Source organism: Paeniglutamicibacter sp. ORCA_105 (assembly GCF_045798545.1).
In the GTDB taxonomy this organism is placed as follows: Bacteria; Actinomycetota; Actinomycetes; order Actinomycetales; family Micrococcaceae; genus Paeniglutamicibacter; species Paeniglutamicibacter sulfureus.
Window position 1 is genome coordinate 160,216 of sequence record NZ_JBIXLM010000004.1, and the last position, 12,267, is coordinate 172,482.

Annotated in this window: 11 protein-coding genes; all 11 read left to right on the forward strand. The window is 64.9% G+C overall.

The genetic code is table 11. The annotated features are described in order from the left end of the window. Nucleotides 1–4 precede the first annotated feature (4 nt). Nucleotides 5–1,171 carry an acyl-CoA dehydrogenase family protein gene (locus ACIPUB_RS03530; RefSeq protein WP_407606088.1) on the forward strand — a complete coding sequence of 389 codons (1,167 nt, stop codon included), beginning with the start codon at nucleotides 5–7 and terminating at the stop codon, nucleotides 1,169–1,171. Next, nucleotides 1,171–2,061, forward strand: a complete 891-nt coding sequence (locus ACIPUB_RS03535) for an HpcH/HpaI aldolase/citrate lyase family protein (RefSeq protein WP_407606089.1) — start codon at nucleotides 1,171–1,173, stop codon at nucleotides 2,059–2,061. The genes ACIPUB_RS03530 and ACIPUB_RS03535 overlap by 1 nt, the downstream gene beginning before the upstream one ends. Then, nucleotides 2,058–2,531 (forward strand): MaoC family dehydratase, encoded by a 474-nt coding sequence (locus ACIPUB_RS03540; RefSeq protein ID WP_407606090.1) that lies wholly within the window; start codon nucleotides 2,058–2,060, stop codon nucleotides 2,529–2,531. Before ACIPUB_RS03535 ends, ACIPUB_RS03540 begins: the two co-directional genes overlap by 4 nt. Beyond that, the gene (locus ACIPUB_RS03545; protein ID WP_407606091.1) at nucleotides 2,528–4,015 is read left to right on the forward strand and encodes an aldehyde dehydrogenase family protein; all 1,488 of its coding nucleotides are present in this window, start codon (nucleotides 2,528–2,530) and stop codon (nucleotides 4,013–4,015) included. The genes ACIPUB_RS03540 and ACIPUB_RS03545 overlap by 4 nt, the downstream gene beginning before the upstream one ends. A gap of 241 nt (nucleotides 4,016–4,256) precedes the next feature. Continuing rightward, nucleotides 4,257–4,697, forward strand: coding sequence for a nuclear transport factor 2 family protein (locus ACIPUB_RS03550; protein WP_407606092.1), 441 nt, complete (start codon nucleotides 4,257–4,259; stop codon nucleotides 4,695–4,697). A 112-nt stretch (nucleotides 4,698–4,809) separates the two neighbouring features. Next, a complete protein-coding gene (locus tag ACIPUB_RS03555; RefSeq protein ID WP_407606093.1) occupies nucleotides 4,810–5,763 on the forward strand; it encodes an alpha/beta hydrolase in 954 nt (317 codons plus the stop codon). After that, nucleotides 5,760–7,358, forward strand: a complete 1,599-nt coding sequence (locus tag ACIPUB_RS03560; RefSeq protein ID WP_407606094.1) for a flavin-containing monooxygenase — start codon at nucleotides 5,760–5,762, stop codon at nucleotides 7,356–7,358. Before ACIPUB_RS03555 ends, ACIPUB_RS03560 begins: the two co-directional genes overlap by 4 nt. 82 nt (nucleotides 7,359–7,440) lie before the next feature. Continuing rightward, a complete protein-coding gene (locus ACIPUB_RS03565) occupies nucleotides 7,441–9,018 on the forward strand; it encodes a GMC family oxidoreductase (RefSeq protein WP_407606095.1) in 1,578 nt (525 codons plus the stop codon). An 11-nt stretch (nucleotides 9,019–9,029) separates the two neighbouring features. After that, nucleotides 9,030–9,488, forward strand: coding sequence for a nuclear transport factor 2 family protein (locus ACIPUB_RS03570; RefSeq protein WP_407606096.1), 459 nt, complete (start codon nucleotides 9,030–9,032; stop codon nucleotides 9,486–9,488). A 66-nt stretch (nucleotides 9,489–9,554) separates the two neighbouring features. Further along, nucleotides 9,555–11,030 (forward strand): aldehyde dehydrogenase, encoded by a 1,476-nt coding sequence (locus tag ACIPUB_RS03575; protein ID WP_407606097.1) that lies wholly within the window; start codon nucleotides 9,555–9,557, stop codon nucleotides 11,028–11,030. A 189-nt stretch (nucleotides 11,031–11,219) separates the two neighbouring features. After that, a partial coding sequence (locus ACIPUB_RS03580; RefSeq protein ID WP_407606098.1) for a Zn-dependent alcohol dehydrogenase occupies nucleotides 11,220–12,267 on the forward strand: 1,048 nt, incomplete at its 3' end.

Sequence of the window (12,267 nt, forward strand, 5' to 3'; positions counted from 1 at the left end):
AACCATGGAACTTAGCCCGAACTCCCTGCACGACGACATCCGCTCCTCCGTGCGGGACCTGTGCAAGAACTTCCCCGACGAGTACTGGATGGAGCACGACGAGTCAAAGGAATTCCCCTGGGAGTTCTACAACGCCGTGGCCGAGGGCGGTTGGCTGGGCCTGACCATCCCCGAGGAATATGGCGGAGGCGGCCTGGGCGTCACCGAGGCCGCCATCGTCGAACAGGAGATCGCCGCATCGGGCGCCGGAATGGGCGGCTGCAGCGCGGTGCACATCGGCATCTTCGGCTTCGAGCCGATCATCCACCACGGCAGCCAGAGCCTCAAGGACCGGTTCCTGCCGCGCGTGGTCACCGGCGAGCTGCACACCTCGTTTGCCGTGACTGAGCCGGACGCGGGAACGGACACGACGAACATCTCCACCTTCGCCAGGAAGGTGGAGGGCGGCTACCTGATTTCCGGCCAGAAGGTCTGGATCACCAAGGCCCAGGAGGCCGAGCGCATGCTCATCCTGGCCCGCACCACGCCCAAGGACCCGAACGGGAAGCGCACCGCCGGCATGACCCTGTTCTTCGCGGAAATGGATCCGCAGAGGGTCACCATCCGCCCGATTCCGAAGATGGGCCGCAATGCCGTTGACACCAACGAGCTGTTCATCGAGGACCTCTTCGTCGCCGATGAGGACGTGGTGGGGGAGGTGGACCACGGGTTCCGTGCCATCCTCGGCGGCCTAAACGCCGAGCGGGTCATCTCCGCAAATGCCGCCCTGGGCATCGGCAAGGCCGCCCTGCGCCGCGGCGTGCGTTACGCCAACGAGCGCGAGGTCTTTGGCCGTCCCATTGGCAAGAACCAGGGAATCGCCTTCCAGCTGGCCGAGGCCCAGATCAAGCTCGATGCCGCCGAGGCCGTCGTCCAAAAAGCGGCGTGGATGGTGGACAACGGGATTCCCTGTGGCCGGGAGGCCAATGCTGCGAAGTACCTCTGCGCGGAGGCCGGATTCCTCGCGGCCGACGTGGCCCTGCAGGTGCACGGCGGGTTTGGCTACGGCAAGGAGTTCCACGTGGAGCGCTACTTCCGCGAGGCCCGCCTGATGCGCATCGCGCCGATCAGCCAGGAAATGGTGCTGAACTACTTCTCCGAGCACGTGCTCGGGCTGCCGAGGAGCTACTGATGCGCGCCTACCGCTCCATCCTCTTTGTCCCCGGGCATCGTCCGGCATGGGTGGAAAAGGCGGTCGATGCCGGTGCCGACTGCGTGGTCCTGGACCTCGAAGATTCAGTTCCCGCGGCCGAAAAGACCGGCGCCCGCGAGCTGGTGGCCGAATCCATCCGCCGCGTGCGATCGGTGAACGCGGAGGTCGGCCTGTTTGTGCGGGTCAATCCGCTGGCCACCCGGTTGACCGGCGGCGACCTCGAAGCGGTGGTGGTGCCCGGGTTGACCGGCATCTTCGCCCCGAAGATCGAACAGGCCACCGACGTGCTGCAGTACGACGCCCTGCTGGACCACTTCGAGGAGCGCAACGGGGTGCAGGGCCTTGAATACATCGTTCCGGTCGAGACCGTCCAGGCCATCCAGAATTGCCGCGAGGTGGCGCTCGCTTCTCCCCGCGTGGGCGCCATGATCGGCCCCAGCGCCGAGCACGCCGACATCGCGCGGGCCGTCGGCTATGAATGGACGCCGGAGGGCACCGAGACCCTCTACCTGCGCAGCCGGGTGCTTTTGGCCTGCCGCGAGGCGGGCATCCACGCCCTCACCGGGCTCTGGGAAGACCTGGAAAACCTCGACGGGCTGCGGGAGTTCGCGATCCGCGGCCGGCAACTGGGCTTCCGCGGCATGATCGCGATCCACCCGAAGCACGTGGCGACGGTGAACTCGGTGTTTTCACCCTCGGCCGAGGACATCTCCTTCTATGAGGGCATGGCCAAGGCCTACGAGGCCGCGGCCGCCGACGGAACCGGCGCGTTGCGCTACCGGGGACTGCATATCGACAAGGCACATTACGACAAGGCCGTTGAGTGGCTCGACCGCGCGGCACAAATCACGACAGGAGCAAACCGATGACAATGCGCGGACTGTGGTTCGAGGAATTCGAAGAGGGCGCCCACTACAAGCACGCCTTGACGCGGACCATCACGGAAATGGACAACGTGATGTTCACGTCCCTGACGATGAACCTGCAGCCCCTGCACCTGGACGAGGAGTTCTCGAAGAATTCCATCCACGGGCAGCGGGTCCTGAACAGCCTTTTCACCGTGGCCCTGATCGGCGCCTTCCATGTTCCGGAGCTGACCATGGGCACCACCCTGGGCAACCTCGGATACGACTCCGTCAAGTTTCCGAACCCGGTGTTCCACGGGGACACGCTGCGGGCCGAGACCACCATCGTCAAGAAGCGCGAGTCCAAGTCCCGCGACGATTCGGGCATCGTCTGGTTTGAGCACATCGGCCTGAACCAGCGCGACGAAATCGTGTGCAAGATGACTCGCGTCGGGCTCATGGCGAAGAAGCCGGTCGAGGAGGCAACGGCATGAGCGTGGGCACCGAAACAGCGCGGAACCCGCTGCAGGACTGGGTCCCGGAGACCCGCACGCTGTTGATCGGCGGCGACGAGGTCCAGCCCGAGGGGGAGAGCTGGGATGTGTTCAACCCGGCCACCGAGGCCGTTATCGGCACCGTCGCCGGCGCCTCCGGCCGGCAGGTCGATGAGGCGGTCGCCGCGGCCCGGAACGCGTTCCCGGCCTGGGCCGCCCTCAGCGGCGAGGAGCGTTCGCGCCATATCCACCGCCTCGCCGACGTCCTGGAGGCCGCGGCCGAACGCCTGCTGCCCTCGATCGTCAACGAGGTCGGCACGCCGGTGGCATTGGCCGAGTACCTGCAGGTCAAGATGGCCGTCGACGAGCACCTGCGCTGGGCCGCCGAGGCCGCAAAGCAGGACCGCATCCAACACCTGGGGGGCTACAACAAGCCGCATCCGACCATGAGCGACGTCGTCCACGAGCCTGTGGGGGTCGTGGCCGCGATCACCGGATACAACTATCCGCTGAACCTGGCAATCTTCAAGTTCGGCGCGGCGCTTGCGGCTGGCTGCACCGTTGTCCTGCTGCCCTCGCCCCGCACCCCGCTGACCACGTTGTTCATGGGCGATTTGATACGTGAAGCCGGATTGCCGGCGGGCGTGATGAATGTGATCATCGGCGGGGCGGACGTCGGCGCGCAGCTGACCTCGCATCCGGGAATCGACAAGGTCTCGTTTACCGGGTCCGACGGAGTCGGCGCCAAGATCATGGCACAGGCATCCACCAACCTCACCGACGTCACCCTCGAATTGGGCGGCAAGTCCCCGACGCTTGTCCTGCCCGGGGTCAACGTGCAGGAAATCGCGGTCGAGATGCACCTGCGCTGGGCACGCAACGGCGGCCAGGGGTGTGCCGCGTTGGCGCGCATCCTCGTGCACGAGAAGCTTTACGACGAATTCCTCGAGGCCGGGGCCTCGGCCTTTGACCAGATGGTCGTGGGCGATCCGTGGGACCGGGCGACCAATGTCGGTCCGATGATCCGTCCGGACCACCAAGCCCGTGTCCAGGGCTTCATCGACGGCGCGGCGGCCGAGGGCGGCCGGAAGCTGCTCGAAGTCACCAAGCCGTTGCCGGAGAAGGGCTGGTACGTCAACCCCGTGCTGCTGGGCGGTCTTCCGCACAGCGCCCGTGCCGTGCAGGAGGAGATCTTCGGCCCGGTGGCGGTGATCGTCCCGTTCAAGGACACCGAGGAAGCGATCCGCTTGGCCAACGACACGCGATACGGACTCGCGGCCAATGTCTGGTGCGGCGAAGACCTGACGGAGGGGCGTCGCGTCGCTGAGCAGATCCGTGCCGGCACGGTGTGGATCAATGGCGGCGGCGCCATGCGCCCGGATGCCCCGTTTGGCGGCTACGGGCTTTCGGGTGTGGGCCGCGAGCTCGGCGAGTGGGGTGTGCGGGAATACCTGGAGACCAAGCACATCCAGTGGCGGGTCTAGGAACCAACCCCAAACGGCCCGGCAAGTCGCAGGACTTGCCGGGCCGTTTGCTGTCTCGGGGGAGGGCTTCCGGCGGGCAAAAATGATTTTCGCCAGGTCGTTGACGTGTCCCAAAACGTCAAATATGATCTTAATCATAGTCAGGAATTGGCCGACGGAACACCGAAAAATCCCCGTGAAGACCCACCCGCCGGGTGGGGCGAGGATGCACGAACCGTCTCCACCAACGCAAGGAGCATGCATGTTGACGACGCAAGAAGCACTCCAAAACACCGAACTTGACGTTGAACAAATACGCCGCCTCACGCACGAATACTCGTGGGCGATCGACAACTCCCGGCTGGAGGACCTCGTGGGGTTGTTCACCGAGGATGCCGTGTTCGATATGCGCGGCTTCGGGGCCCCGGCGGCCCTGGAAGGACACGAGGCGCTCCACGCGGGCTTCGCGGCGCTGATTGGTGGCCTCTCCGGCTGCGTCCACCTCATGATGAACCACCTGATCGATGTTGCCGGCGATACCGCAACGGGCACCGTGAACTGCCATGCCTTCGTTCTGGACAAGGACGGCAACCGGGCCGAGAACCTGCCCCTGTACACGGACTCCTACCTGCGCACGAGCCAGGGATGGAAGTTCAGTTCCCGCGTGGTCAACCCGCTGCTGCCCGCGGATCCCGACGCCTAAGGCCGATGCCGTACCGCCCGGCCGCGCCGGGTGCCGGGGCACATTTGCCCCCCCCCTGCGTTTCACCACCCTGTTTTATTTCCTCCAGTCAACGCAATGAAGAGAGCAAACAATGGCACTTGATTCAGCAACGACAGCATTCCTCGCCGCGGCCGCAGAAGCGGCCGGATCCGACGCAAAGCCGATGTGGCACATGGAGCCCCTTGAGGCCCGCGCGGCATCGGCCGGAATGGACGCCATGTTCGGGACCGGGCCCGAAATGCACCGGACGGAAGACCACATGCTCACCGGGATCGACGGCGGGCAATTCGAGGTCCGCGTCCATGTTCCGGTTGCCGAGCCGCAGGGTGTCTTCGTCTACCTTCATGGCGGCGGCTGGGTCATCAGCAACATCGACAGCTTCGATACCCTCGGCCGCCAGCTGGCGGAGAAGTCCGGATGTGCCGTTGTGCTGGTGAACTACCGGAAGGCGCCGGAATCACAGTACCCGATCGCAGTGGAAGACTCGTGGACGGCACTGCGCTGGGCTGACGAAAACATGGAGCAGCTTGCGGGGAAGCGGGTTCCGCTGTTTGTCGGCGGGGACAGCGCCGGCGGAAACCTGTCCGCAGTCGTTGCACTTCGTGCACGGGACAACAAGGGTCCGGAGCTGGCCAAACAGATCCTTATCTATCCTGTCACGGATGCCGACTTCACCCGCGGATCCTACCTGGAAGAAGAAAACCAAACACTCCTGACCACAGAGTTCATGGAATGGTTCTGGAACCACTACGCTCCGAACACCGCTGACCGCGCCCACCATGAGGCCTCGCCCCTGCGGGCCGAATCCCTCGAAGGCGTTGCCCCGGCACTGGTCATCACGGCCGCACACGACGTGCTGCGGGACGAGGGGGAAGCCTACGCCCAACGGCTCAAGGAATCCGGGGTACGGACCGAACAACTGCGGTGGCCGGGTCAAATGCACGGCTTCTTCTCCATGGTCAACGTGCTTCCCGCCGCCGCCGAAGCCATGGACTTCGTCGTGCAGTCCGTCCGTGCGGAGCTGAAGAAGGAGGCTGCCAAATGAGCTTGGAGCGCGAAGTGGACGTCGTTGTCGTCGGTGCCGGGTTCTCCGGACTCTACATGCTGCACAAGCTGCGCCAGCAGAACCTGGACGTGGTGGTTTTCGAGCGGGGCGACGGCGTGGGCGGTACCTGGTTCTGGAACCGCTACCCCGGTGCCCGGTGCGATGTGGAAAGCCAAGATTATTCCTACTCCTTTTCGCCCGAACTTGAGCAAGAGTGGGAGTGGACCGAGCGCTATCCCGCGCAGCCGGAAATCCTGAACTACCTGAACCACGTGGCCGACCGATTCGACCTGCGGCGGTCCATTGAGCTGGAGACCGAGGTCACCAAGGCTGCATTCGACGACGGCGCAAACCAGTGGTTGGTGACGACCGATCGCGGCGAGAGCATCAAGGCAAAATACGTCGTGATGGCCACCGGCTGCCTATCCAACGGCCGGGTGCCCGATTTCGACGGCATGGATACGTTCGGGGGCGAGATCTACCACACCGGCTCTTGGCCGCAGGAAGGCGTCGATTTCACCGGAAAGCGTGTGGGAGTCATCGGCACCGGATCCTCCGGCATTCAGGCCATCCCGGAAATCGCCAAACAGGCCGAACAGTTGACAGTGTTCCAGCGGACCCCGGGCTTCAGCGTCCCGGCCCGGAATGCTCCCATTGACCCGGAGTTCCTCAAGGAAGTGAAGGCCAACTACCCGCAACGCCGGGAGTTCGCACGACGCTCGGCCACGGGATTGCCGTTCAACGGGGGCACGGAGACGGCCATGGAGGCCACGGATGAACAGCGCAAGGCCACCTACGAATCCCTCTGGGGAGAGGGCGGATTCAGGATCGGGGCGGCCTACGCCGACCTCATCGTCAACAAGGATTCCAACGACACTCTGGCCGCCTTCATCCATTCAAAAATCGACGAAGCGGTCGATGACCCCCGGACCGCCGAGAAGCTCAAGCCCCGCGACTACCCGGTGAGCACCAAGCGGATCTGCGTCGACACCGACTACTACGCGACCTACAACCGCCCCAACGTCAGCTTGGTAGACGTGCGGCAATCCCCGATCGTTGGATTCGACGAACGCGGACTGAAGACCCAGGACGCGGAGTACGAATTCGACGTGGTCGTCTTTGCCACCGGATTCGACGCGATGACCGGCGCGCTGCTGGGCCCGGACATCACCGGGGCGAACGGCCTCTCCCTGCGCGAGCACTGGCATGCCGGCCCAAGGACGTACCTGGGCCTGTCCACGGTCGGTTTCCCCAACATGTTCATTGTCGCCGGGCCAGGCTCCCCATCGGTGCTGACCAACATGGTTTCGGCAATCGAGCAGCACGTCGAGTGGATCAGCGACCATCTTGCCCACCTGGAAGACCGGGGGCTGCAGCGTTCCGAGGCCTTGTCGGAGGCGGAGGACGGATGGGTGGCCCAGGTGAACGGCATCGCGGAGTCGACATTGTTCAACACCGCGAACTCTTGGTATCTGGGAGCCAATGTGCCCGGGAAACCCAGGATTTTCATGCCCTATGCGGGAGGCTTCGGCGCCTACCGCGAAACCTGCGACGCGGTGGCCGCCGACGGCTACCGGGGATTCGTACTGAGCTGACCCACATCGAGGATCCACCAACCGACACATGCGGTCCCTCAGCGGGTCTGGGGGACCGCGTCCCCGAAACAAGGAGCTTTCCATGAACACCGTGATTATCGGAGCCGGCAGCGGCGGTGCGGCCCTTGCCGCACGACTGACAGAGGACCCCAGCCAGCACGTCATCCTCATCGAGGCCGGGCCGGATTACGAAGAGCTGGCGCTGGTGCCCGAGGATGTGCGCGACGCCAAGGAAATGAGCGTCGAAAAGCACGACTGGGGGCTGAAGGCATATTTCCTTGAGCCGCCCACAGCCCGGGAAGCCATGCCATACGCGCGCGGCCGCATCGTCGGCGGATCTTCCTCCGTCAATGCCGCCATTGCCGAACGGGCAACCAAGGAGGACCTCGACACCTGGGTGGCCGCCGGCAACCCGGAATGGTCCTATGAGAAGACCCTGCCGTTCTTCGCACGGCTCGAAAACGACCATGATTTCCCCGACGCCCCGGGTCACGGTTCCTCCGGCCCGGTGCCGATCAAGCGGCACTTCGAAGACCAATGGCCGAACATCACCCGGGCATTCGCCCAGGCCTGCGAGGACCGCGGATTTGCGCGCGTGGAGGACTTCAACGCCGAATCCTCGTCCGGGTACGGCCCGGTGCCCCGCAACCTGATGGGCAAGGAGGAACTGCGCGCCGGCGCCCTGCTGACCTACCTCGCCGAGGCCCGCAACCGTCCGAACCTGGAGATCCGGGCCAACACCCTGGCCCGGCGCGTGCTCTTCGAGGGCACGACCGCGGTGGGTGTCGAAGTCGAATCCGAGGGACGGATCGAAAACGTCACCGCAGACCGCGTGGTGTTGGCCGGAGGCTCCTTCCACACTCCGCACCTGATGATGCTTTCGGGAATCGGCCCGCGCGCGGTGCTTGAGGAGCACAACATCGAACCGGTCGTCATCAACGAGGCCGTCGGGCGAAACCTGCAGGACCACCCCTTCTCTCCGATGGTCGCCCTGCTGAAGGAGAAGACCGACAAGGGAGGGGTCCGGGCGCAAGTCAAGTACAGCACCGGAACCGAGAACCTGGTGGACGACATGATGATCTTCGCCGCCGTGCTGGATCCGGCCACCATGAACATCCCCGCCGACACCAAGGGTCGCAAGGCCCTGATGATGAACAATTTGCTGGCAAAGCCGCATTCGGTCGGCTGGGTCACCCTCTCCTCGGCGGATCCCCACGTCCAACCTGAGATTCACGTGAACTTCCTCTCCCACCCGCTGGATATCGAGCGGCTCAAGGGATCCATGCGAAAGTCCTGGGACATGATCACCTCGTCTCCGATGAGCGAGGAGATCGAGGAGATCTGTTTCCTGGACGCTGAGACGGTGGCCGACGACGCGAAGCTCGAAGCCTACATCCGGGCTTTCTCATCCACTTCCCTGCACGCTGCGGGAACCTGTCGCATGGGACCGGTCGGGGACCCGGACGCGGTCGTGGACCAGTACCTCGGCGTGCACGGGGCGAAGAACCTCTGGGTCGCCGATGCCTCGGTGATGGTCAACGTCACCACCGGGCTGACGAACTTGACGGCCTTTATGATCGGGGAGCGCCTGGCCGACTTGCTGCGGAACGGAACACCGGCCGAGTCCAACCCCGCCGAGCTGGTTTTCCAGGCACCGTAGGGGATGAGGACATGACGGAAACGATGGGAACAACGACGGCAGTGGCCGACGGGACCGGCTTTCTGGCGGATCTGGAGGCCCTGCGACGGCTCACCCACGAGTACTGCCGGGCGGTGGATACCTCGCGGATCGAGGACGTGGCGGATTTGTTCGCCGCGGACGCCGAGTGGGATGCCACCGAATTCGGGATGGAAGTGCTGCGCGGGAGGGACGCAATCCGGGAGTTCTTTGCCGGGCTGGTCGAGAACACCGAGCACCGCTGCCACCTTGCGCTGAACCACATGATCAACATCGACGGCGATGCGGCCTCGGCGACCGTTTATCTCCACGCCATGGTCGTCATGGCCGATGGCCGGCGCGACGAATCGGTCGGCTACTACACGGATGACTACGTCCGGACGGCGCAGGGGTGGAAATTCCGCCGACGCGCAGCCCACCCGCTGCTGGCGCCGCCGCCACCTCCGGTCTAACCGGCACGGGACCCATCACTTTTCATCCAACCACACCGCATGTACGACAACCCTGGAGGAACAGACATGACAACGACAACCTCAGCGGCATCCGCGGCGCAGCCGCAAAACCTGCCGAGCTTCGACAAGCTGCTCATCGGCGGGCAGTGGGTCGCGCCGTCGAGCGACGCGACCATCGAGGTGGTCTCGCCGATCACCGGTGAGCTGATCGCCACCGTGCCGGACGCGCAGGAAGCCGACATGGATGCGGCCGTTGCCGCGGCGCGCAAGGCCTTCGACGAGGGGCCTTGGCCCCGGATGGCGCCGGCCGAGCGGGCGGCGATCCTGCGCCGCGTGGGCGAGGAAGTGAAAAAGCGGGTCGCGGCCATGTCGGAGGCCTTCACGGCAGAAATCGGGGCACCGGCGGCTGCAAGCAATGCCTTCCACGAGAACGCCGTGAAGGTTTGGGACGACGTTGTCACGCTGCATGAGCGGTTCACCTTCGAGGAGGAGCGCAGCTGGGAGGGCGGAAGTGGCCTGCTGGTCCGCGAGCCAATCGGCGTCGTGGCCACGATCCTGCCCTGGAACGGACCGGTGGCGACGGCGTCGCTGAAGTTCGCCCCCGCCCTGGCGGCCGGCTGCACCGTGGTGGTCAAGCCCGCTCCGGAAGGCCCCCTAAGCATGATGATGTTTGCCGAGGCACTCGAGGCGGCCGGACTGCCCGAGGGCGTCATCAGCCTGTTGCCCGCCGGCCGCGAAGTCGGGGAGTATCTGGTGCGGCACAAAGACGTCGACATGATCACCTTCACCGGCAGCACGGTGGCCGGGCGGACCATCATGGGCATTGCCGCCGAACGCATCGCCCGCGTCACGCTCGAACTGGGTGGCAAGTCGGCGGCCATCATTACCGATGACGTCGACCTCGACACGGTTTTCCCGCAGTTGGTGTTCTTTGGCATCGGGCATTCCGGCCAGGTGTGTGCCGCGCTGACCCGCATCCTGGTCCCGCGCCACCGCCAGGAGGAAGTCGTCGAGCGGATCAAGGCCGTGATGGAAAGCGTCAAGATCGGAGATCCCCGCGAAGCCGACACCGTGATTGGCCCACTGGCCGCCGAGCGCCAGCGCGAACGCGTCGAGTCCTACATTGAGATTGGCAAGAGCGAAGGGGCGCGGCTGGTGACCGGCGGCGGCAGGCCCGCGGGCCTCGACACCGGATGGTACGTCGAGCCGACGCTGTTTGCCGACGTCACTCCGGGAATGCGGATCGCGCAGGAAGAGATCTTCGGCCCGGTACTGTCCGTGATTCCCTATGACTCGATCGATGAGGCCGTGGACATCGCCAACGGGACCGAATACGGGCTCTCCGGTGCCGTGTACGCCAAGGACGACGCAACGGCCGAGGCCATCGCCCGGCGGATCCGGACGGGGCAGATCTCGGTGAACTCGTGGGGCATGAACGTGCTCCAGCCCTTCGGCGGATACAAGCAGTCCGGCCTGGGCCGTGAGGGCGGGGTCGAAGGGCTGTCCGAGTTCCTCGAGACGAAGCTGATCCAGCTTCCGTAGCCACCGCGGCAAGGGGGGGTGACATTCCAGTCGGGATGGCGCCCCCTGCCCAACCGTCCGGCTTCGCCGAAACCATCAGTCCGCACGACCCGCACCTCCCTCGGGCAGGTTATCGCTGTGCGGGTTCGGGACCCCCGATTTCTTGGCAATTGACAGCAACTGATTTTCAACAGAAACGAGAACATTTCCATGCGCGCAGCAATCATGCACGAATCCGGTTCACCGTTGGTCATTGAAGAAGTGGAGATCGACGCCCCGGGTCCGGGCGAGGTCCTGGTCCGGGTGCAGGCCAGCGGCCTTTGCCACAGCGACCTGCACGTTTTGCAGGGCAAGCTTTCGAACCCCGTTCCGGTGATCCTGGGACACGAAGCAGCCGGCGTCGTGGAAGCCGTCGGCGAAGGAGTCGACTATGTGTCCCCGGGGGACCGCGTCGTCACCTTCCCGCTGCCGTTCTGCGGGGAATGCAACGAGTGCATGCTCGGTCGGCCGAATCTCTGCAGCGACAAGCCAAACCGCGCGCCGGAGGATGCGGCACGAGTGCGCTTGCGCGGACAAGACGTAGGAACTTATTCGTTCGTCGGTGGTTTCGCTGAGAAGATGCTCGTCCATGAACGGTCCCTGGTGCGGATCCCGGACGAGATGCCCATCGATGTGGCTGCGCTGTTGGGTTGCGGCGTCGTGACGGGCTTTGGCGCAGTGGCCAACACCGCGAAGGTGAGGCCCGGTGAAACCGTCGCGGTCATCGGCTGCGGCGGAGTGGGCCTGAATGTTATCCAGGGGGCACGTTTGGCCGGTGCCGGGCGGATCATTGCCATTGACCGGGTGGCCTCCAAGCTCGACCATGCCCGGAAGATGGGTGCGACCGACGTCATCGATGCGAGCCTCGTGGATCCCGTTGCCGCGGTGCAGGAGTTGTGCGGCGGCGTCGACCACGCGCTCGAAGTGGTTGGTCTGAGCCAGACCTTCGAACAGGGACTGGCCATGTTGGGGGCCGGCGGCACGTTGACCCTCGTGGGCGCTCCTCCTGAAACCGCAAGCGGTTCGGTGCACCTGTTGTCCTTGCTGTGGGAGCGCCGGGTGCAAGGCAGTCTCATGGGATCGGCACGCTCAAGGGTCGACATTCCCCGGCTGGCGCAGCACTACCTCATCGGGAACATCGAGCTGGACTCGCTGGTCTCCCGGCGCATCACGCTGGATGAGATCAATGAGGGCTTCGAGGCCATGCTCAACGGCGAGG